The organism is Jannaschia sp. W003, assembly GCF_025144335.1.
Lineage (GTDB): Bacteria > Pseudomonadota > Alphaproteobacteria > Rhodobacterales > Rhodobacteraceae > Jannaschia.
In genome coordinates this window covers 2,618,577-2,638,367 of record NZ_CP083539.1, presented here as the reverse complement: position 1 = coordinate 2,638,367, position 19,791 = coordinate 2,618,577, and the positions used below count along the sequence as shown (strand labels likewise).

At 71.6% G+C, this 19,791-nt stretch carries 20 protein-coding genes; 5 read left to right on the top strand and 15 right to left on the bottom strand.

The annotated features are described in order from the left end of the window. The first annotated feature begins 144 nt into the window (after nt 1–144). Nucleotides 145–1,275, top strand: coding sequence for an MFS transporter (locus K3554_RS12965; protein ID WP_259940894.1), 1,131 nt, complete (start codon nt 145–147; stop codon nt 1,273–1,275). 188 nt (nt 1,276–1,463) lie between these two features. Here K3554_RS12965 and K3554_RS12960 read toward each other — a convergent pair whose 3' ends face one another. Further along, nucleotides 1,464–2,669, bottom strand: a complete 1,206-nt coding sequence (locus K3554_RS12960) for an alpha-hydroxy acid oxidase (RefSeq protein ID WP_259940892.1) — start codon at nt 2,667–2,669, stop codon at nt 1,464–1,466. Between the two features lie 248 nt (nt 2,670–2,917). Between K3554_RS12960 and K3554_RS12955 the strand changes: the two genes are divergently transcribed. Further along, nucleotides 2,918–3,124, top strand: a complete 207-nt coding sequence (locus K3554_RS12955; RefSeq protein WP_259940891.1) for a cold-shock protein — start codon at nt 2,918–2,920, stop codon at nt 3,122–3,124. Nucleotides 3,125–3,214: 90 nt separating this feature from the next. Here K3554_RS12955 and K3554_RS12950 read toward each other — a convergent pair whose 3' ends face one another. The 3 genes from K3554_RS12950 to K3554_RS12940 all read right to left on the bottom strand — a co-directional run bounded on the left by K3554_RS12950 (nt 3,215) and on the right by K3554_RS12940 (nt 6,287). Then, nucleotides 3,215–4,249, bottom strand: coding sequence for a PAS domain-containing sensor histidine kinase (locus K3554_RS12950; protein WP_259940890.1), 1,035 nt, complete (start codon nt 4,247–4,249; stop codon nt 3,215–3,217). 141 nt (nt 4,250–4,390) lie between these two features. After that, nucleotides 4,391–5,701, bottom strand: coding sequence for an O-acetylhomoserine aminocarboxypropyltransferase/cysteine synthase family protein (locus tag K3554_RS12945; protein WP_259940887.1), 1,311 nt, complete (start codon nt 5,699–5,701; stop codon nt 4,391–4,393). A gap of 76 nt (nt 5,702–5,777) precedes the next feature. Then, nucleotides 5,778–6,287, bottom strand: a complete 510-nt coding sequence (locus K3554_RS12940) for an EF-hand domain-containing protein (RefSeq protein ID WP_259940885.1) — start codon at nt 6,285–6,287, stop codon at nt 5,778–5,780. Nucleotides 6,288–6,484: 197 nt separating this feature from the next. On the opposite strand from K3554_RS12940, the gene K3554_RS12935 reads away from it, so the two are divergent. Together K3554_RS12935 and K3554_RS12930 are read left to right on the top strand one after the other, a co-directional pair. Continuing rightward, nucleotides 6,485–6,862, top strand: a complete 378-nt coding sequence (locus tag K3554_RS12935) for an NADH:ubiquinone oxidoreductase subunit NDUFA12 (RefSeq protein WP_259940883.1) — start codon at nt 6,485–6,487, stop codon at nt 6,860–6,862. Further along, a complete protein-coding gene (locus K3554_RS12930; RefSeq protein WP_259940882.1) occupies nt 6,859–7,242 on the top strand; it encodes a DUF2155 domain-containing protein in 384 nt (127 codons plus the stop codon). The genes K3554_RS12935 and K3554_RS12930 overlap by 4 nt, the downstream gene beginning before the upstream one ends. A gap of 1 nt (nt 7,243) precedes the next feature. Here K3554_RS12930 and aat read toward each other — a convergent pair whose 3' ends face one another. From aat to K3554_RS12875, 11 genes are all read right to left on the bottom strand, one after another. After that, nucleotides 7,244–7,891, bottom strand: a complete 648-nt coding sequence (gene aat, locus K3554_RS12925) for a leucyl/phenylalanyl-tRNA--protein transferase (RefSeq protein WP_259940881.1) — start codon at nt 7,889–7,891, stop codon at nt 7,244–7,246. Nucleotides 7,892–7,932: 41 nt separating this feature from the next. Next, nucleotides 7,933–8,328: a hypothetical protein gene (locus K3554_RS12920; RefSeq protein ID WP_259940880.1), complete on the bottom strand. Its 396-nt coding sequence runs from the start codon at nt 8,326–8,328 to the stop codon at nt 7,933–7,935. Further along, nucleotides 8,325–9,668: an acetyl-CoA carboxylase biotin carboxylase subunit gene (accC, locus tag K3554_RS12915; RefSeq protein WP_259940878.1), complete on the bottom strand. Its 1,344-nt coding sequence runs from the start codon at nt 9,666–9,668 to the stop codon at nt 8,325–8,327. The genes K3554_RS12920 and accC overlap by 4 nt, the downstream gene beginning before the upstream one ends. 11 nt (nt 9,669–9,679) lie before the next feature. Next, nucleotides 9,680–10,165: an acetyl-CoA carboxylase biotin carboxyl carrier protein gene (gene accB / locus K3554_RS12910; RefSeq protein ID WP_259940876.1), complete on the bottom strand. Its 486-nt coding sequence runs from the start codon at nt 10,163–10,165 to the stop codon at nt 9,680–9,682. An 84-nt stretch (nt 10,166–10,249) separates the two neighbouring features. Then, on the bottom strand, nt 10,250–10,780 hold the full coding sequence (locus tag K3554_RS12905; protein ID WP_259940874.1) for a hypothetical protein: 531 nt from the start codon (nt 10,778–10,780) through the stop codon (nt 10,250–10,252). A 203-nt stretch (nt 10,781–10,983) separates the two neighbouring features. Next, complete coding sequence (gene acs / locus K3554_RS12900; RefSeq protein ID WP_259940872.1) at nt 10,984–12,942, bottom strand: acetate--CoA ligase; 1,959 nt, start codon at nt 12,940–12,942, stop codon at nt 10,984–10,986. Between the two features lie 95 nt (nt 12,943–13,037). Continuing rightward, a complete protein-coding gene (locus K3554_RS12895) occupies nt 13,038–13,793 on the bottom strand; it encodes an ABC transporter ATP-binding protein (protein ID WP_259940870.1) in 756 nt (251 codons plus the stop codon). A 2-nt stretch (nt 13,794–13,795) separates the two neighbouring features. Then, nucleotides 13,796–14,557 (bottom strand): ABC transporter ATP-binding protein, encoded by a 762-nt coding sequence (locus tag K3554_RS12890; protein ID WP_259940868.1) that lies wholly within the window; start codon nt 14,555–14,557, stop codon nt 13,796–13,798. Nucleotides 14,558–14,560: 3 nt separating this feature from the next. Continuing rightward, on the bottom strand, nt 14,561–15,778 hold the full coding sequence (locus tag K3554_RS12885; protein ID WP_259945952.1) for a branched-chain amino acid ABC transporter permease: 1,218 nt from the start codon (nt 15,776–15,778) through the stop codon (nt 14,561–14,563). A 69-nt stretch (nt 15,779–15,847) separates the two neighbouring features. Next, nucleotides 15,848–16,879: a branched-chain amino acid ABC transporter permease gene (locus K3554_RS12880; protein ID WP_259940865.1), complete on the bottom strand. Its 1,032-nt coding sequence runs from the start codon at nt 16,877–16,879 to the stop codon at nt 15,848–15,850. 62 nt (nt 16,880–16,941) lie between these two features. Continuing rightward, nucleotides 16,942–18,318, bottom strand: coding sequence for a substrate-binding protein (locus K3554_RS12875; protein ID WP_259940862.1), 1,377 nt, complete (start codon nt 18,316–18,318; stop codon nt 16,942–16,944). A 314-nt stretch (nt 18,319–18,632) separates the two neighbouring features. Between K3554_RS12875 and K3554_RS12870 the strand changes: the two genes are divergently transcribed. Beyond that, nucleotides 18,633–19,790, top strand: a complete 1,158-nt coding sequence (locus K3554_RS12870) for a short-chain fatty acyl-CoA regulator family protein (RefSeq protein ID WP_259940859.1) — start codon at nt 18,633–18,635, stop codon at nt 19,788–19,790. Nucleotide 19,791: the final 1 nt, after the last annotated feature.

Genomic DNA, 19,791 nt, shown 5'->3' with positions numbered 1-19,791 from the left:
GCCTCCAAGGGTGCGGCCCGCCTCGTTCGAAGCCCGCCCTCTATGGGCCGGGCCGGGGGTTGGCAAGCGGGTTTCTCCCTTGCGGGGCGGGCGCGCGGGCCCCGGGGGCTTGCGCTCGGGTGCCGGCGCGCGCAGGCCCGCGCCATGACCATCCGATCCGCCCTCGCGCTCAGCCGCGCACCCGTGTTCGCCTTCGTCGCCGTGGGGCTGACCTGGGGCTGCGTCGCCGCCATGGCGCCCGTCCTGAAGGCGCGGATCGGGGTCGACGACGCGACCTTCGGGTTGCTCCTGCTGGGGACGGCCGTCGGCCTGTCGACCACGATGGTGCTAGCGCCGCGCTGGGACCGGACCCTCGGGCGCTGGGCGATGCCGGCGGGCACGGTGCTGCTGGCGCTCGCGGTCCTCGGGCCGGGGCTGGCGACCACGGTGCCCCTGTTCTTCGTGGCTCTCGCGCTCGCGGGCGCCACGAGCGGGCTGACGGACGTGGTGATGAACGCCCGCGTGAGCGCCATCGAGACGCGCGCGAGCCGCTCGCTGATGAACGTGAACCACGCCATGTTCTCCGTCGCCTACGCCTGCTCGGCGCTGCTGACGGGCGCCATGCGCGAGGCGGGGTGGGCGCCGCTGGCGATCTTCGGCGTCACGGCGGCGCTGATCCTCCTGACCGCCCCGCTCCAGTTCATGGAGGTGGACGCGCCCGAGGAGACGGGCGGCCCGCCGCCGCGCTTGCCGCTCGGGATCGTGGCGCTGTGCGGGGCGATCGTTCTGATCGCCTTCATGGCCGAGAGCACCGTGGAGAGCTGGTCGGCGCTGCACATCGAGCGGACGCTGGGCGGGGGCGCGGCCGAGGGGGCGTTCGGGCCGGCGATGCTGGGGCTGACCATGGCGGTGGGGCGCTTCTCGGGGCAAGCGGTGTCGGCGCGGTTGTCGGAGGCGGGGGTGATCCGCTGGGCCACGGGGCTGGCGGTGGCGGGGGTTCTGGTCGCCGCGGCGGCCCCGGTGCCGTGGGTCGCCTACGGGGGCTTCGGCTTGATGGGACTGGGAATTTCCGTGATCGGACCGATGGGGCTGGCGCTCGCGGGACGCCTGAGCGCGGGGTCGCAGCGCACGGCCGTGATCGCACGCGTTGCGGTGATCGGGTTCCTCGGGTTCTTCCTCGCGCCCGCCCTCATGGGGCTGGGATCGGAGGCGTTCGGGCTTCGCTGGGCCTTCGCCGCGGTGGCGGTGCTGCTGACGCTGGAATGGCCGTTGGAGCGGTTGGCGGCGCGGAAGTAGGGGGGGCGCCTTCCGTACACCCCCCGTGCACCCCCCGTGCATACGGGAGGACGCCGGGGTGGGGGCTCCGCCCCCGTCGTCTTCGGCGCCGTCCGGGGCTTCGCCCGTCCGCGGGCGGATCGGTCCACTGGACCGATCCCGGGTAGCCCGCGGACCCCCTCGGTATTTTCGGCAAGATGAGGGAGCCGTCAGCCGTCCAGTTGCTCCGCGCCGCGGGCGTTGCGGGCCGGCTCCCACTCTCCGCGGAAGCCGCGGGGCACGAGGAGGTTGTGGGGGCCGAGGGCGTGGACGTCCTTCTCGCCGCACAGGGCCATGGTGACGTCGAGCTCGCGGTGGATCACCTCGAGCGCGCGGGTGACGCCCTCGCGGCCCATGGCGCCGAGGCCGTAGATGAAGGCGCGGCCGATGTAGGTGCCGCGCGCGCCCAAGGCGAGAGCCTTGAGCACGTCTTGGCCGGAGCGGATGCCGCCGTCCATGTGGACCTCCGTCCGGCTGCCCACCGCGTCCACGATCTCGGGCAGCATGCGGATCGAGGAGAGCGCGCCGTCGAGCTGGCGGCCGCCGTGGTTCGAAACGACGATGGCGTTGGCCCCCACCTCCAGCGCCATCTCAGCGTCCTCGGCATCCAGGATGCCCTTGAGGATCAGCTTGCCGCCCCACTTGTCGGCGATGCGCTTGACCTTGCCCCAGTCGAGGCGGGGGTCGAACTGCTCGGCCGTCCAGGAGGAGAGCGACGAGGCGTCGCCCACGCCCTCGGCGTGGCCCACGATGTTGCCGAAGAAGCGGCGCTTGGTGCGCAGCATCTCCAGCCCCCACGGAACCTTGGTGGCGAGGTTGGCCACGGAGGCGGGGGTCAGCTTGGGCGGGGCCGAGAGGCCGTTCTTTAGGTCCTTGTGGCGCTGGCCGAGGATCTGGAGGTCGAGCGTCAGCACCAGCGCGTCGCAGCCGGCGGCCCTGGCGCGGGCGAGGGTGGCGTCCACGAACTTCTCGTCGCGCATCACGTAGAGCTGGAACCAGAACGGCTTGGACGTGTGCTCGGCCACGTCCTCGATCGAGCAGATCGACATGGTGGAGAGCGTGAAGGGCACGCCGAAGGCCTCGGCCGCCTGGGCGGCGAGGATCTCGCCGTCGGCGTGCTGCATCCCCGTGAGGCCCACGGGCGCGAGGGCGACCGGCATCGCCACGTCGCGGCCGATCATGGTGGAGCGCGTGGAGCGCCCCTCCATGTCCACGGCGACGCGCTGGCGCAGGCGCACGAGATCGAAGTCGGTCTCGTTCTCGCGGTAGGTCTGCTCGGTCCAGGAACCCGACTGGCAGTAGTCGTAGAACATGCGCGGCACCCGCCGGCGATAGATGCGGTGGAGGTCCTCGATCTCGGTGATGACGGGGGGCATGGCGCGGCTCCGCGATTGGTAAGATCGGCTTACCAATCGGGCGCGGCGGGGGGAAGAGGGCGGCGCTTCCCCGCCGCTCTCGAAGCTCGCGCGGACTTTGCTTGCGTTTCCAAGCGATTCGGCAGAAAGGGGGCTGGCGACGTTATCACTATCGACCACTGCTCCTTCGCGGCTCAGTCCTATCGATTCTGCACTGACGAGCCAGGCTGCCGCACTCCGCGGGCAGCGACGATCAAGGAGTAGCGACGATGGCCAAGGGCACCGTCAAGTGGTTCAACAGCACCAAGGGTTTCGGCTTCATCGCCCCCGAAGAGGGTGGCAAGGACGTGTTCGTGCACATCTCGGCCGTCGAGCGTGCCGGTCTGCGTGACCTCGCCGACGACCAGAAGGTCACCTACGACGTCGAGGCGGGCCGCGACGGCCGCCAGAGCGCGGTGAACCTGCAGCTGGCCTGATCGGCCATGCACCGGCCCCCGCGGGGGCCACGGAATAGGAGAGGGGCGCGCCGGGAGACCGGCGCGCCCCTCTTCCGTTCGGCGCTCGTGTCAGCGCGGCAGCACGAAGGTGAACTCGGTGCCGCCGGGATCGGAGCGGACCGACAGTGTGCCGCCGTGCGCCACGGCGATCTCGTGGGCGATGTAGAGGCCGAGCCCCAGGCTGCGCTGGTCGCCGCCGGCGCCGGAGCGCACGAAGGGCTTGAACAGGAGGCCCACCCGGTCCTCGGGGATGGGCGCGCCGTCGTTCCAGACGGTGATGCCCAGCGTGCCGTCGCGGTCCCAGCCCCGGACCCGGACCGGGGTGCCGGGCTGGCCGTGGTCGATGGCGTTGCCGACGAGGTTGGAGACGAGCTGGCCCATGCGCTTGGGGTCGCAGTCGACGGGTTCGGGGAAGTCGTAGTGCTCGTCGATGGTCCAGTCGGGGCGCGACAGGCGCACCTCGTCCACGGCCTGGCGGATCACCGGCTCCAGCATCTCGTGGCGCCGCGACAGGCGCAGGCCCGAGCCGAGCCGCGCCTGCGCGAAGTCCGAGACGTCGTCGATCAGCCCGTCCATGCGCCCCACGGCCTTCTCGGCCAGCTCCAGCACCGTGCGGCTACGGTCGCTCTGGGGCTCGCGCCCGAGGATGCGGACGGCGGCGGCGAGGGCGGCGACGGGGTTGCGCAGGTCGTGGAACAGGATGGCGATGGACTGCTCGCGCTCCTCGGTCTCGGCCTCGTGGGCGGCGAGGCGCTCGCGCTGGGTCATCTCGATTTCGATGTCGCGCGCGGAGGCGATCGCGGCCCCGTCGAGCAGCATCCCGGTCCAGGACAGCCACCGGTGCGAGCCGTCGTGGCACCGGTAGCGGTTCTCGAAGCGCAAGACGGTGTCGCCTTCGTCCAGCTCCTGCCAGGCGGCGACGGTGCGCTCGACGTCGTCGGGATGCACGAACTCCACGAAGGCCCGGCCGATCATGGCATCCAACTTGTGGCCGAGCAGGAACGCGAGACCGGGCGAGACATCGGTGAGCGTGCCGCCGGCGGAGATCGCGAGGCTCAGCTCGGACATAGCGGGCACGGACTTGCTTTCGTGGTCGAACGACACGGGCGCCCTCCCGCGCTGGGCCCATGCAAATCGCAAAAGGCTGATTTGCAGACCGTATTTCACCGGAACTGCGAAATGCAACCGCAGCATCGCGGGGTACGGCGGGAAAGCGGAGCGCCGCCGGGCGCTCCGCCCCGGGGGCTACTCCGCCGCGACGCGGCCGCCGCCGGCCGCCGCCAGCGCCTGGTCGAGGTCGGCGATCAGGTCGTCGGCGTCCTCGATGCCGATCGACACGCGCACCACGTCCGGCCCGGCGCCCGCCGCCTCCTGCTGGGCGGGCGAGAGCTGGCGGTGGGTGGTGGAGGCGGAGTGGATGCACAAGGACCGCGTGTCGCCGAGGTTGGCGACGTGGGAGAAGATCTCCACCGCGTCGATGAAGCGCACGCAGGCGTCGTAGCCGCCCTTGAGGCGGAACGTGAACAGGGCGCCGGCGCCGCGGGGGCAGACGGTCTTGGCGCGCTCGGCATACGGGGACGAGGGCAGACCCGCGTAGGTGACCTGGGCCACGGCGGGGTGCGTCTCGAGCCAGGCGGCGATCTTCTCGGCGTTGCTGACGTGGCGGTCCATGCGCAAGCTCAGGGTCTCGATGCCGAGCAGCGTGTAGTGGGCGGCCTGGGGGTTCATGGTCATGCCCAGATCGCGCAGGCCGATGGCGATCGAGTGGAAGGTGAAGGCGAGGTTGCCGAAGGTCTCGTGGAACTTGAGGCCGTGGTAGGCGGGCTCGGCCTCGGAGAGCGACGGGAACTTGCCCGAGGCGGACCAGTCGAAGCGGCCCGAGTCGACCACGCAGCCGCCCGTCACGGTGCCGTTGCCGGTCAGGTACTTGGTGGTGGAGTGGACCACGAGCGTGGCGCCGTGCTCGATGGGGCGGTGGAGGTAGGGGGTGGCCGAGGTGTTGTCGATGATGAGGGGCACGCCGGCGGCATCGGCCACGTCGGCCACGGCGCGCACGTCCATGATGTAGCCGCCCGGGTTGGCGATGGCCTCGCCGAACACGGCGCGGGTGTCGTCGTCGATGGCGTCGCGGACCGCATCGAGGTCGTCGAAGTCGACGAACTTGGCGGACCAGCCGAAGCGCTTGATGGTCTGCGAGAACTGCGTGACCGTGCCGCCGTAGAGGCGCGTCGAGGCCACCACGTTGCAGCCGGGCTGCATCAGCGGGAACAGCGCCATGATCTGCGCCGCGTGACCCGACGAGCAGCAGACCGCGCCGACGCCGCCCTCGAGCGTGGCGATGCGTTCCTGCAGCACGGCCACGGTGGGGTTGGTGAGGCGCGAGTAGATGAAGCCCACTTCCTGCAAGTTGAACAGGGCGGCGGCGTGCTCGGCGTCGCGGAACACGTAGCCGGTGGTCTGGTAGATCGGCGTCTGGCGGGCGCCGGTGGCCGGGTCGGGCCGGCTGCCGGCGTGGACCTGCAGGGTGTCGAAGCCGTAGGGGCGGGTCTCGGTCATGGGGCTGTCCTCGGGCGGAATGGTCGCCCGAGAGTCCCGTATCGACGCGGTGCCCGCAAGGGCCGTTCGGCCCCCCTCAGCGCGAGGAGGGGACGGCGGCGCGGGCGGCGATCGAGAAGACGTGGCGCTCGCGGAACTCGGCGCGGCTGAGCACGCCGTCGCCGTCGCGGTCGGCGGCGCGGGCGGCGGCCACGGTGCCGGCAGCCTGCTCGCCCAGCGAGAGCGTGCCGTCGCCGTCGGTGTCGAACAGGTCGAACACGAAGCCCGCGGCGGCGGAGTGGGCGCTCTCGCGGCCCTGGAAGACGGCGATGTCGTGCAGGCCGCCGGTCCAGCCGGTGGCGTCCGCGCGGCTGGGCGTGCCGCTCTCGTTCATGGAGCGGAAGAGGGCCGCGCCGAACGCGCCCAGCTCGCCGGCGTCGATGGTGCCCGAGCCGTCGGCGTCGATCTGCATCGCCATCTCGGCCTCGTAGGCACGGGCGGCGTCGTGGTCGTACACGGACGCGGAAGGGGCGGGCGTCTCGAAGGCGGCGGCGGCGGCGGCGAGGCCGAGGAGGGCGGTGGCGGCGAGCGGGAGGGGGCGGATCATCGGGGGGGGAGCTTTCGGTGAGGTCTGGGTACTGAACTTAGCGGTTCAGTTGCGGTTCCGCACCGCAGCGCGATGCAGGGGGGGTCGTGCGCTGGCGCACCATCGGAGCGGGCGGCGCGGCGCCCGGCGCGGCGCGCGGCCTTGATCCTGCGCGCGGGCGCTGTATTCCCGGGACGATCTTGCGAGGAGACTCCCCCATGGCCAGCCTGTTGAAGCGCCTCGTGACCTGGTGGGACGGCCAGAGCGTGGGCACGCAGCTCTTCACGAAGCGGTTCGGCAACGAGGTCGGGCGCGACGAGGCGGGCAACATCTACTACCGCAACGCCGACGACACGCGCCGCTGGGTGATCTACGAGGGCCAGAACGACGGCACCCGGGTCGGCCCGGAGTGGTACGGCTGGCTGCACCACACCTTCCCGAAGCCCCCCACTGAGGATCCGATCGCCCGCAAGTCGTGGGAGAAGCCCCACAAGGAGAACCTGACGGGCACCGAGGCCGCGTTCTACCGCCCCGGCTCGCTGCGCCGCGCCGACGTGCGCCCGCAGGAGGACTACGAGGCCTGGACCCCGGAATGAGGGGCGCGGCGCTCCTCGGCGCGCTGGTCGCGGCGCTGGCCTGCCCCGTGCCCGCCGCCGCCCAGGAGGGCACGGCGGTGCAGACCGGGCAGGGCCGCGGCGCGGTGCTGCGCACGCTCGACCGGGTGTCGGGCGACGTGATCGACGTGGAGATGGCGCTAGGCCAGACCATGGCCTACGGCCCCCTGCAGGTGACGCTGCACGAGTGCCGGTATCCGTCCTCGAACCCCTCGGGCGACGCCTTCGCGCTCCTGCAGGTCGTGGACGCGGGCTCCGTGGAGGAGCTGTTCGCGGGCTGGATGGTGGCCTCGGCCCCGGCGCTCAGCGCGCTCGACCACCGGCGCTACGACGTGTGGGTCCTGAGCTGCCTGCAGCCCTGAGCTAGTCCGCCGCGCCGCCGCGCAGGGCGCGCACCTCGTCCGCGTGCGGCACGGGGCCGAGCCGCGCGGACGGGCCGTCGAGGGCGGCGCGCAGGCGGCGGTGATACTCGGCCCGCGCGATCTCCACGCCGCCGAGCGAGGCGAGGTGGTCGGTCAGGAACTGGGTGTCGAACAGCGCGAAGCCGTCGCGGCGCAGCATCGCCACCGCGTAGGCCAGCGCCACCTTCGAGGCGTCGCGGGCGCGGCTGAACATCGACTCGCCGAAGAAAGCCCGGCCCATCGTCACGCCGTAGACGCCGCCCACCAGGGCGCCGCCCTCGCGCACCTCGACGGAGTGGGCGAGGCCGCGGGCGTGGAGCTGCCGGTAGAGCCGGGCGATGGTGGGGTTGATCCAGGTCTCGGCGCGGTCGGCGCAGCCGTCGAGCACGGCGTCGAAGGATTCGTCGAGCGTGACGTCAAAGCGGCCCCGGCGGATCGTGCGCTCCAGGCTGCGCGACAGGCGGAAGCCGTCCAGGGGGAGCACGCCGCGGTGGCGCGGGTCGACCCAGAACACCTCCGGGTCGTCCTGGGTCTCGGCCATCGGGAAGACCCCCGAGGCGTAGGCCATCAGGAGCAGCTCGGCCGTGATCTCGGGCGTGTCGCGCGGCATGGGGCCATACCTAGGGAGCGGGGCCGGGCCGTGGAAGCCCGTCAGCAGTTCTTGGCGGCGCGGACGGCCTCGGCGGCGGCGAGCTGCACGTTGCCTTCCACGGCGGAGGCGGCGGCGAGCTCGCCCCCGAGGATGCGCGCGAGGCTGCCGCCGACGCCGGGCACGAGGGTGGCGCCGGCGGTGGCGATGCGGCCCCCCGTGGTGCGGCGCGGGGTCTGGGCCCGGATCGCCGCGACGCTGGCGGCGAGCGAGCGGCAGTCGAGGCGGGCGAAGCGGTCCACCTGCGCGTCGAAGGTCGCCGCGTCGCGCTCGTTCTCGAAGAGCACGGCGCCGCGCGGCACGCCGAGCGCCTCGCCGGCGGTGGGGCCGCTGCGCTCGGGCGGCGGCGCGGCCACGCAGGCGGCGAGCGCGAGGGGGAGAACGAGGACGCGGATCACAGGTTGGTCTCCAGCCACTTCTCGAGCCAGTGGATGGTGTAGTCGCCGCGCTGGATGTCGGGCTCCTCCATCAGGGCGCGGAACAGGGGGATCGTGGTGTCGATGCCGTCGACGATCAGTTCGCCCAGCGAGCGGCGCAGGCGGGCGAGCGCTTCGGGGCGGTCGCGGCCCTGCACGATCAGCTTGCCGATCAGCGAGTCGTAGTAGGGCGGGATGCGGTAGCCGTCGTAGAGCGCCGAATCCATCCGCACGCCGAGGCCGCCGGGGGCGTGGTACTGGGTGATGCGCCCGGGCGAGGGCGAGAAGCTGGGCAGCTTCTCGGCGTTGATGCGCACCTCGATGGCGTGGCCGAGAACCTGCAGATCCTCCTGGCGGAACGACATCTCCTCGCCGGCGGCGACGCGGATCTGCTCGCGCACGAGGTCGACGCCGAAGATCGCCTCGGTCACGGGGTGCTCGACCTGGAGGCGGGTGTTCATCTCGATGAAGTAGAACTCGCCGTCCTCCCACAAGAACTCGATGGTTCCGGCGCCGGAGTAGCCGATGCGGGCCACGGCCTCGGCGCAGGTGCGGCCGATCTCGGCGCGCATCTCGGGGGTGATGGTGGGGCCGGGTGCCTCCTCGAGCACCTTCTGGTGGCGGCGCTGGAGCGAGCAGTCGCGCTCGCCGAGGTGGACGGCGCGGCCCCGGCCGTCGCCGAAGACCTGCACCTCGATGTGGCGGGGGCGGCCGAGGTACTTCTCGATGTAGACCTCGTCGTTGCCGAAGGCGCCCTTGGCCTCGGAGCGGGCGGTGCGGAAGGCGGTCTCCAGGTCGGCCGCGGTCTTGGCGAGCTTCATGCCGCGCCCGCCGCCGCCGGCGGTGGCCTTGACGATCACCGGATAGCCCATGTCGTCGGCCACGGCGCGGGCCGCGGCCAGGTCGGGCACGCCGCCGTCGGAGCCGGGGACCACGGGCACGCCCAGCTTCTTCATCGTTTCCTTGGCGGTGATCTTGTCGCCCATGATGCGGATATGCTCCGCGGTGGGGCCGATGAAGGTGAGGCCGTGATCCTCGACAACCTGCACGAAGGCGGCGTTCTCGGAGAGGAAGCCGTAGCCGGGGTGGATCGCCTCGGCGCCCGAAATCTCGCAGGCGGAGATGATGGCGGGGAAGCTGAGGTAGCTCTGGGCCGAGGAGGGCGGGCCGATGCAGATGGACTCGTCGGCCATGCGCACGTGCATGGCGTCGGCGTCGGCGGTGGAGTGGACGGCCACGGTGGCGACGCCCATCTCGCGCGCGGCGCGCACGACCCGGAGCGCGATCTCGCCCCGGTTCGCGATCAGGATCTTGTTGAACATCGGAATGCCCCTCAGGCGAGGATGACGAGGGGGGCGCCGAACTCGACCGGCGCGCCGTCCTCGACCAGGACCCGCTTCACGGTGCCCGCGCGGGGGGCGGGGATCTGGTTCATGGTCTTCATGGCCTCGACGATCAGGATCGTCTGGCCCTCGGAGACCTTGTCACCGACCTGCACGAAGGGATCGGCGCCGGGCTCGGACGACAGGTACACGGTGCCGACCATGGGCGAGGTCACGGCGCCGGGGTCCTGGGCGGGGTCCTCGGGCGCGGCGGGGGCGGCCGCAGGGGCGGGCGCGGCGGCCTGGGGCACCGCGGGAGCGGCGGGCGGCGCGGCGGCGGGCGCGGGGGCGGCCACGGTCTGGCGCGAGACGCGGACGTTCAGGCTGTCGTCCTCGCCATACTCGCGCATGACCTCCAGCTCGGTGAGGTCGTTGTCGCGCAGGAGTTCGGCCAGGGCCTTGATGAAGGCGACGTCGGATTCGTGGCTCTGGCTCATGCGCGTCCTCGCTCGTTGGCTTTTCCGGCACCTATCGCATGGGCCGGGCCAAGTGAAGCGGGACGCGGGCGGGCGAGGGTGCCTTCAGGCGCGGCTGTCGTAGTCCGGCCGGGCCTCCGTTCCGGCGGCCCGCACGCGGGCGGCGTCGCCGGCGATCGAGGGCGCGTTCTCGGGGGCGGGCACGATGGCGGCCATGCGCGCGGCGTTGCCCTCGCGCTCCGCGGCGGTCTCCTCGGAGACGCGCTCGCGGGCCGGATCCTCGCGCGGCGCGGCGGCGGTGCCCTCCTCGCGGCGGGCCTTGGCCTCGGCCGCGGACATGGCCTCGGCCACGGTCTCGGCGTCTACGCCCGGCAGCGCGATGTAGGGGGTGGGCGGTGCGTTCTCGGGGGTGGCGGGCCGTGCGGACGCAGCGGTGCGTGCCTCGTCGCGCGGGGCGTCGCCGTCCGAGCCGCCGCCGCCCATGTCGGTGCCGTCCGCGCCGGCGCCGAAGGGCGCGGCGGCGGCGACGACGGGCGCGATGCCCGGGGCGTCGGTGGAGACTGGCGCGACGGGAGCCGGCGGGGGGGTGAGCTGCTGCTGACCGGGGAAACCGGTCACCGTGGCGACGAATGACATGGCGATGGTCCTTTTCCGCTCCGGAGCGACACCCCCGCGGCACGTCGCAGGGCCGGCTCCGTGGTCCATCCTGCCGCCGCGGGCGCCGCCGCCGCGAGATGATTCCGTGCGCCTTGGTGAACGCCCGCGCGGCACGGGGTGCCGAAACGCCAAGGGGGCCGCGCGATGCGCGGCCCCCGGACGTTAACCCCGCGGGGCGTTTCCTATCGGTTGCGGCGGTTCGCGATCAGGTCGTCCACCACCTGCGGCTCCGCGAGGGTGGAGGTGTCCCCGAGGCTCCCGTGGTCGTTCTCGGCGATCTTGCGCAGGATGCGGCGCATGATCTTGCCCGAGCGCGTCTTGGGCAGGCCCGGCGCCCACTGGATCTCGTCGGGCTTGGCGATCGGGCCGATCTCCTTGCGCACCCAGTCCGACAGTTCCTTGCGGAGCTCCTCGGACGGCTCCGCGCCGCCCATGAGGGTGACGTAGGCGTAGATGCCCTGGCCCTTGATCTGGTGGGGGTAGCCGACCACGGCGGCCTCGGCGACCTTGGGGTGGGCGACGAGGGCGGACTCGACCTCCGCGGTGCCCATGCGGTGACCCGAGACGTTGATCACGTCGTCCACGCGGCCCGTGATCCAGTAGTAGCCGTCCGCGTCCCGCCGGCAGCCGTCGCCGGTGAAGTAGTAGCCCGGGTAGTCCGAGAAGTAGGTCTTCACGAAGCGCTCGTGGTCGCCCCAGACGGTGCGCATCTGGCCGGGCCAAGAGTCCGCGATGCACAGCACGCCCTCGGCCTCGGTCGTCTCGATCGGCTCGCCGGACTGCGGCTCCAGGATCACGGGCTGGACGCCGAAGAAGGGCAGGGTGGCCGAGCCGGGCTTGGTGGGCGTGGCGCCCGGCAGGGGGGTGATGAGGTGGCCGCCGGTCTCGGTCTGCCACCAGGTGTCGACGATGGGGCAGCGCCCGCCGCCGACGACGGTGTCGTACCAGTTCCACGCCTCGGGGTTGATGGGCTCGCCCACCGTGCCGAGGATGCGCAGGGACGACAGGTCGTGACCCTTCACGAAGTCGTCGCCCTTGCCCATCAGCGCGCGGATCGCGGTGGGGGCGGTGTAGAACTGCGTCACCCTGTGCTTGGCGCAGACCTCCCAGAAGCGGCCCGCGTCGGGGTAGGTTGGCACGCCCTCGAACATCACCGTGGTCGCGCCGTTCGCGAGGGGGCCGTAGACGATGTAGCTGTGACCCGTGACCCAGCCCACGTCCGCGGTGCACCAGAACACGTCGCCGTCGTGGTAGTCGAAGGTGTACTGGTGGGTCATCGCCGCATAGGCGAGGTAGCCGCCCGTGGTGTGCACCACGCCCTTGGGCTGGCCCGTGGAGCCGGAGGTGTAGAGGATGAAGAGCGGGTCCTCGGCGCCCATCTCCTCGGGCGGGCAGTCGGCCTCGACCTCCGCTTCCAGCTCGTGGAGCCAGAAGTCGCGGCCCTCCGTCATCGGGAGCTCGCCGCCCGTCCGCTTGACGACCAGCATCTTCGGGCCGTCGCCGCACTTCTCGAACGCCTTGTCGGCGTTGGTCTTGAGGGGCGTGGCGCGCCCGCCGCGGGGCGCCTCGTCCGCTGTCACCACGACCTTGGCGTCGCAGCCCGTGACGCGCGCGGCCAGGGCGTCCGAGGAGAAGCCGCCGAACACCACCGAGTGGATCGCGCCGATGCGCGCGCAGGCGAGCATGGCGTAGGCGGCCTGGGGGATCATCGGCATGTAGAGGATCACCCGGTCGCCGCGCCCGACGCCCATGCCCTTCAGCACGTTGGCGAACTTCGAGACGTGCGCGTGGAGCTGGCGGTAGGTGATGTGCTGGGCCCCGCCGCCCTCGACCACGGTGGGGTCGTCCGGCTCCCAGATGATCGCGGTCTGGTCGCCGCGGGTCTCGAGGTGGCGGTCGATGCAGTTGGCGGCGACGTTGAGGGTGCCGTCCTCGAACCACTTGATGGAGACGTCGCCGGGGCCGAACGAGGTGTTCTTGACCGTCTCGTAGGGCTTGATCCAATCGAGGCGGCGCCCCTCCTCGCGCCAGAAGCCCACGGGGTCGTCCACGGAGGCGGCGTACATGCGGTCGTAGGTGGCGCGGTCGCAGTGGGTGCGGGCGGCGACCGCTTCGGGGGGCTGGTGCATCGTGTCGGGCATGGGTCTCTCCGTTCGGGCCGCGGCGGCGCGGCGCGGCGCGCGGGGGCCCGTTGCTTGATCGCGTCGCGCGGGCGGCCAATGCCGCCCGGCGCGGCTCAGATGGCGAGGTACTCGGCGCGCAGCTCGGCGTTGCCCAGCACCTCGGCGGCGGTGCCGTCGAAGACCACGCCCCCGGTGTCGAGGATCACGGCGCGGTCCGACAACTTCAGCGCGCGCACGGCGTTCTGCTCCACCAGCACGGTGGTGATGCCCGACGCCTTGATCTCGAGCAGGGCCTCCTCGATCTTGTCGACGATCACGGGGGCGAGGCCCTCGTAGGGCTCGTCGAGCAGCAGCACCTTGATGTCGCGGGCGAGCGCGCGGGCGATGGCGAGCATCTGCTGCTCGCCGCCCGAGAGGGTCACGCCCTCCTGCTTGCGGCGCTCGCCGAGGCGCGGGAACAGGTCGTAGAGGCGGTCGAGGCCCCAGCCGATGGGGGGCGCGATCTGCGCGAGCTTGAGGTTCTCCTCGACCGTCAGGCCGGGGATGATGCGCCGGTCCTCGGGGACGAGGCCGAGGCCGGCGGCGGAGGCCTCGTGGGCCTTCATGGTGTGCAGCGGCTGGTGGTCGAGCCAGATCTCGCCGCGCTGGAGCTCGGGCGTGCCGACGCGGGCGCAGGTGCGCAAGGTGGAGGTCTTGCCGGCGCCGTTGCGGCCGAGGAGGGCGAGGATCTCGCCCTCGCGGACGTCGAAGGAGACGCCCTGCACGATGTAGCTCTCGCCGTAGTAGGCGTGGATGTCGTGCACCGAGAAGTAGGCGTGGCCGGGGCGCGTGGCGGCGGCCTCGGCGGTGAAGTCGGGCTTGATGGTCATGCTCAGTGTCCGCTCTGCTCGCCGAGATACGCTTCGCGCACCTTGGGGTGGCCCTTGATGTTCTCGGGGGTGTCCTCGACCAGGGGGGTGCCCTGGGCGAGCACGGTGATGCGGTCGGCGAGCGAGAACACGACGTGCATGTCGTGCTCGATGATCGCCACGGTGATGGGCCGCTCGGACACGATCTGCCGCAGCAGGTCGATCGTGTTGTTGGTGTCGGCGCGGGCCATGCCGGCGGTGGGCTCGTCAAGGAGCAGCAGGCGCGGCTCCTGGGCGAGGCACATGCCGATCTCGAGGCGGCGCTTGTCGCCGCGGCTCATGGCAGCGGCGTGCATGTCGCGCTTGTCGATCATGCGCATGTCCTCGAGCATGTGCTCGGCCTTCCCGACGATCTCGCGGTCCGAGAACATGCGCCCGTAGGCGTTGAGCGAGAACGCCCCGTCGCGCGCGGCGAAGCAGGGGATCATCATGTTCTCCATGACCGAGAGGTCGCCGAAGATCTCGGGCGTCTGGAACACCCGGGAGATGCCCATCTGGTTGATCTCGTGGGGCTTGCGACCCAGCACCGACTGCCCCTCGAAGGAGACCGAGCCGGTGTCGGGGATGAGCTTGCCCACGAGGCAGTTGAGCAGGGTCGACTTGCCGGCGCCGTTGGGGCCGATGATCGCGTGGACCGTTCGCTCCTGCACCGTGAGGTTGACGTCCGACAGGGCCTTGAGGCCGCCGAAGGTCTTGGAGACGTCGCGGACTTCGAGGGTGCTCATGGCTTATTCCTCCGCCTGGGCGCGCTTCACGGCCGCCGTGTGCTCGACGTCGCCGGCCTTGCGGTCGCGCCGGAACACGGTGGCGATCTTGCTCCCGCCCTGGATGAGGCCGCCGGGCAGGAAGATGACGACCAGCATAAAGAGCAGGCCGAGGGTGAGGTGCCAGCCCTTGCCCACGAAGGGGTGGACGATGGCCACCATGGCGTCCTCCATGCCCTCGGGCATGAAGGCGAACCACTGGTGCAGCACGCCGTCGTTGATCTTCGAGAAGATGTTCTCGAAGTACTTGATGAAGCCCGCGCCGAGCACCGGGCCGATCAGGGTGCCGGCGCCGCCGAGGATGGTCATCAGCACCACCTCGCCGGAGGCGGTCCACTGCATCCGCTCGGCGCCCGCGAGGGGATCCATCGCCGACAGGAGGCCGCCGGCGAGGCCCGCGTACATGCCCGAGATCACGAAGCAGGCGAGCATGTAGGGCTTGGGGTTCAGGCCGGTGTAGTTCAGGCGCTGCTGGTTCGACTTCACGGCCCGCAGCATCAGGCCGAAGGGCGAGCGGAACAGGCGGATGGCGAGGTAGAAGCACGCCATCATGATCACCGCGCAGAGGTAGTAGCCCGCGTTGAAGTCGAAGCTCCAGGCGCCGAGCCGCAGGGTCTCGGTCTCGCGCATGGCGAGGCCGAAGATGTGCGGCACGCTGGGCGTGGTGGCGGCGTCGTGGAAGATCTGCGGGTCGGAGCGGTAGACCTGCAGGCCGGTCTCGCCGTTGGTGAGGTTGAACGAGGGGTTCGAGAGCACCGAGTAGGCCAGCGCGAAGCTCATCTGCGCGAAGGCGAGGGTGAGGATCGAGAAGTAGATGCCCGAGCGGCGCAGGCTCACGTAGCCGATCAAGAGCGCGAAGAGGCCCGAGACGACGACCGCGAGCGCGATGCCGGGCAGCACGTTGTAGCCCAGCAGCTTGAACATCCACACGGTGCTGTAGGAGCCGACGCCGAGGAAGGCGGCGTGGCCGAAGCTCAGGTAGCCGGTCAGGCCGAACAGGATGTTGAAGCCGATCGCGAAGATCCCGAAGATCACGAAGCGCTGCATCAGGTCCGGGTAGCCGGCGTTGAACTGCGCCAGCGAGCTGTCCGCCGGGAAGGGGTTGAGCAGGAACGGCGCCAGCATGGTCAGGATGGCGACGACGACCAGGAGGCCGAAGTCCCGCTTGGCGAGCCCGAGGATCAGGCCGTCGCGGGCCGGGCGCGAGGGCGCGGGGGCGACGGCGGGGGCGTGGGTGGTCTGGTCTGTCATTTAATCCTCCATCACGCCCTTGCGGCCCATGAGGCCCCGGGGACGGGTCAGCAGCACCACGATGGCGACGAGGTAGATGATGACCTGGTTGATGCCGGGAACGGCGGTCGTGGCCCAGGTCGTGGATGCGAAGCTCTCGAGGATGCCCAGGAGGAAGCCCGCCAGCACGGCGCCGGGCAGCGAGCCCATGCCGCCGACGACGACGACCACGAAGCTAAGCACCAGGAAGTCCATGCCCATGTGGTAGTTGGGCGGGTTGATCGGGGTGTACATCACGCCCGCCAGGCCCGCGACCGCGGCGGCGATGCCGAACATGATGGTGAAGCGCCGGTCGATGTCGATGCCCAGGAGGCCCACGGTCTCGCGGTCGGCCATGCCGGCGCGCACCACCATGCCGAAGGTGGTGAACTGCAGGAAGGCGAACACCGCGGCGATGATGATGGCCGAGAAGAAGAAGTACACCAGCCGCCAGATCGGGTAGATGATCGTGTTCGGCTCGAAGCCCATCACCGCGCCGAAGTCGAAGGCCCCGCGCAGCGCGTCGGGCGCGGGCGTCGGGATCGGGTTGGCGCCGAAGAAGTACTTCACGATCTCCTGGATCACGATGGCGAGGCCGAAGGTGACGAGGATCTGGTCGGCGTGGGGGCGCTTGTAGAAGTGCTTGATGAGGCCGCGCTCCATCACGAAGCCGACCAGGATCATGATCGGGATCGCGACCAGGATCGCGAGGGGCACCGCCCACTCGATGATCGAATCGCCAAGGCGCTCGCCGAAGATGTCGTAGGCGTAGGGCACGTCGACCTTCATCGGGTTTCCGAGGAAGTCGGTGCGCGTCTCGTCGACCACCTGGTGGCTGAGCGAGAGCACGCGCGAGAGCGTGACGGCGATGAAGGCGCCGATCATGAACAGCGCACCGTGGGCGAAGTTCACGACGCCGAGCGTGCCGAAGATGAGGGTCAGGCCGAGGGCGATCAGCGCGTAGGCCGAGCCCTTGTCGAGGCCGTTCAGGATCTGGAGGAGGAAGGCGTCCATCGGGGTTCCCGCGCGTCAGGGGGAAGGGAGGGGGCCGCGCCGGCGCGGCCCCCGTCGGGCGATCAGGCGCCCGGGTTGCACTCGCCGAGCTCGCCGCCGGCGAACATCGGGTGGTCGGGCTCGTAGGTGACCTGCTCGGTCGGCGTGACCTCGACGATCTCCACGAGGTCGAACTCGTTCTCCGGGTTCTCCTTGCCGCGCACCACGACCACGTCCTTGAAGCACTGGTGGTCGGCGGCGCGGTAGAGCGTCGGGCCGTTGCCGAGGCCGTCGAACTCGTAGTCCTCGAGGGCCTCGACCACGGCGCAGGGGTTGAACGAGCCGGCCCGGTTCACCGCATCCGCGTAGAGCAGCGTCTGGGCGTAGCAGGTGTGCGCCGCCTGGGAGGGCGGGAAGCCGTACTTGGTGCCGAAGGACTGCACGAAGGCGTTGGTGCCCCGGTAGCGGTCGCCCTTCTCGTTCTCGAGCTTCCAGTCCCAGTTCTGCGAGCCGGGGATGCCGGCGATGTTCTGGCCGGCGCCGCGGGCCATCAGCTCGGAGTAGAGCGGCACCACGATCTGGAAGTCCTTGCCGTTGGCCTGGGCCTGGCGCAGGCCGAACTGCACGGCGTTGGTCAGCGAGTTGACCATGTTTCCGCCGTAGTGGTTCAGCACCAGCACGTCGGCGCCGGAGTTGAGGACGGGCGCGATGTAGGACGAGAAGTCCGTAGCCGCGAGCGGGGTGAGCACGTTCTCGACCGTCTCCCAGCCCATCGCCTCGGTGGCGGCGGCGATCGATTCCTGCTGGGTCCAGCCCCAGTTGTAGTCGGCGGTCAGGTGGTAGGCCTTGCGGTCCGTGCCGTAGAGGCTCTGGAGCACCGGCGCGAGGGCGGCGGCCGACATGTAGGCGTTGAAGAAGTGGCGGAAGCCGTTGGCCTTGCGGTCCTTGCCGGTGGTGTCGTTGGAGTGCGTGAGGCCGGCCATGAAGATGACGCCGGCTTCCTGGCACAGGCCCTGCACGGCCACGGCCACGCCCGAGCTGGAGCCGCCCGAGATCATGATCGCGCCGTCCTTCTCGATCATCGAGCGGGCGGATGCGCGGGCGGCGTCGGACTTGGTCTGGGTGTCGCCGGTGACGAACTGGACCTTCTTGCCCATGATGCCGTTGCCCTCGAGCGTCTTGCTCGAGAACGTCTGCATCATGCCGCCGTCGCCCTCGCCGTTCAGGTGCTCCACGGCCAGCTCGAACGCGCGCAGCTCGTCGGCGCCCTCGTCGGCGTAGGGGCCGGTCTGGGGCACGTTGAAGCCCAGCGTGACCGTGTCGCCCTGGGGCGCGTTGGTGAAGCCGGTGTGGGCGTCGGCCCAGGCGGCGCCGGTGAAGATGGTCGGCAGGGCGAGGCCTGCGCCCGCGGCGGCGCCGGTCTTCACCACGCCGCGGCGCGTGACGTTGCTTCTGGTCATGGAGACCTCCCTATTTCTGTCTGATCCGCCGGGCCTCTCCCAAGACGCGGCGGCGATCCGCGTTGACACGGATGAGGGCGTTATGGGCCACGAGGTGAAAACCGGGCAACGGGGCCCGTGCGGGCGTTGCGTCTTTCTGTGAAGTTCGTGACACGGCGGCGCGGATCGTTGTAAAGATCGTATCGACGCGCTGCGGCATTTCCTTCGCAGGCGCGGCAACGCCTGGGGGAGGCACCGAAATCGCCAGCCGCTCCACCATTGCCGGCGCGCGCATCCGCGAGGCCCGCCTCCACCGGGGCGCGAAGCAGCGCGACGTGGCGCGTGCCGCGGGCATCTCGGCCTCCTATCTCGCGCTGATCGAGGGGGGGCGGCGGCCGGTGAACGTGGCACTGCTCGCGCGACTCGCGGAGGCGCTGGGCGTGGACCCGGCGTCGCTCGGCACGCGGGGCGACGCGGCGCTCCTGTCGACCCTCGGCGCGCTCGCAGGCGAGGGCACCGAGGACGCCGCCGAGTTCGCGCGACGGTTCCCGGGCTGGGCGCGGCTGGTGGCGACCATGAGCGCCGAGCGCGAGCGCGACCGCGACCGCATCGCCGCGCTCTCGGACCGCATGGCCCACGACCCCGCCCTGGCCGAGGCCATGCACGAGCTGCTGACCACGGTGGCGAGCGTGCGCTCCACCGCCGCGATCCTGGCCCAGACGCCGGAGCTGGAGCCGGTGTGGCGCGAGCGCTTCCACGGCAACCTCGACCAGGAGAGCCGCCGCCTCGCCTCGGGCGCCGAGGCGGTGGTCAGCTACTTCGACCGCGGCGCCGAGGAACGGGCGGGCCTGACCCCCGCCGAGATCGCCCAGTCCTTCTGCGACGCGCGCACCTGGCCGGAGCTGGAGGAGGCCGGCGAGGGGGCGGAGCCGGTAATCGCGGCGCTGGTCGCGGAGCTGCCCGAGGCGGCGCGGCCCCTCGCCGCGGCGCGGCTGCGGCGCGAGGCCGAGGACGCCCGCGTGCTGCCCCTCGCGGCGCTGGAGGGCCGGGACGCCGCCGCGATCGCCGCGCGCACCGGCGCGGACGACGCCCGCGTGCTGCGCCGCCTCGCCGCCACAGACCCCTCGCTCGGTCTCGTGGCCTGCGACGCGGCGGGCGCGCTCCTGCGCCGACGCCCCGTGCCCGGCTTCGCGCTGCCCGTGATCGGCGCGGGCTGCCCGCTCTGGCCGCTCTTCGCCGCCCCCTCGCGCCCGCTCCACCCGATCGGGGCCGTGGTCGAGACGCCCGACGGCGCGCGCTGGCGGGTGGACGCCGCCGCCGAGGTGGTGGGGCGCGGCGCGAACGGCCCGATCCTGGAGGCGACGATGCTGATCGCCCGTGCGGCGGAAGGGGCGGGTGCCGCCGCCACCGTGGGGCCGGGCTGCCGCGTCTGCCCCCGTGCCGAATGCCCCGCGCGCCGCGAGCCGCCGCTCGTGACCACCGCCGCCCGCTGAC

Excerpts from the sequence above, each read along its gene's own strand:
- K3554_RS12945 (WP_259940887.1), bottom strand. The coding sequence starts at position 5,701 with ATGACCGAGACCCGCCCCTACGGCTTCGACACCCTGCAGGTCCACGCC.
- K3554_RS12965 (WP_259940894.1), top strand. The coding sequence starts at position 145 with ATGACCATCCGATCCGCCCTCGCGCTCAGCCGCGCACCCGTGTTCGCC.
- accB (WP_259940876.1), bottom strand. The coding sequence starts at position 10,165 with ATGAGCCAGAGCCACGAATCCGACGTCGCCTTCATCAAGGCCCTGGCC.
- K3554_RS12880 (WP_259940865.1), bottom strand. The coding sequence starts at position 16,879 with ATGGACGCCTTCCTCCTCCAGATCCTGAACGGCCTCGACAAGGGCTCG.
- K3554_RS12930 (WP_259940882.1), top strand. The coding sequence starts at position 6,859 with ATGAGGGGCGCGGCGCTCCTCGGCGCGCTGGTCGCGGCGCTGGCCTGC.
- K3554_RS12905 (WP_259940874.1), bottom strand. The coding sequence starts at position 10,780 with ATGTCATTCGTCGCCACGGTGACCGGTTTCCCCGGTCAGCAGCAGCTC.
- acs (WP_259940872.1), bottom strand. The coding sequence starts at position 12,942 with ATGCCCGACACGATGCACCAGCCCCCCGAAGCGGTCGCCGCCCGCACC.
- K3554_RS12960 (WP_259940892.1), bottom strand. The coding sequence starts at position 2,669 with ATGCCCCCCGTCATCACCGAGATCGAGGACCTCCACCGCATCTATCGC.
- K3554_RS12895 (WP_259940870.1), bottom strand. The coding sequence starts at position 13,793 with ATGACCATCAAGCCCGACTTCACCGCCGAGGCCGCCGCCACGCGCCCC.
- accC (WP_259940878.1), bottom strand. The coding sequence starts at position 9,668 with ATGTTCAACAAGATCCTGATCGCGAACCGGGGCGAGATCGCGCTCCGG.
- K3554_RS12890 (WP_259940868.1), bottom strand. The coding sequence starts at position 14,557 with ATGAGCACCCTCGAAGTCCGCGACGTCTCCAAGACCTTCGGCGGCCTC.
- K3554_RS12935 (WP_259940883.1), top strand. The coding sequence starts at position 6,485 with ATGGCCAGCCTGTTGAAGCGCCTCGTGACCTGGTGGGACGGCCAGAGC.
- aat (WP_259940881.1), bottom strand. The coding sequence starts at position 7,891 with ATGCCGCGCGACACGCCCGAGATCACGGCCGAGCTGCTCCTGATGGCC.
- K3554_RS12940 (WP_259940885.1), bottom strand. The coding sequence starts at position 6,287 with ATGATCCGCCCCCTCCCGCTCGCCGCCACCGCCCTCCTCGGCCTCGCC.
- K3554_RS12955 (WP_259940891.1), top strand. The coding sequence starts at position 2,918 with ATGGCCAAGGGCACCGTCAAGTGGTTCAACAGCACCAAGGGTTTCGGC.
- K3554_RS12875 (WP_259940862.1), bottom strand. The coding sequence starts at position 18,318 with ATGACCAGAAGCAACGTCACGCGCCGCGGCGTGGTGAAGACCGGCGCC.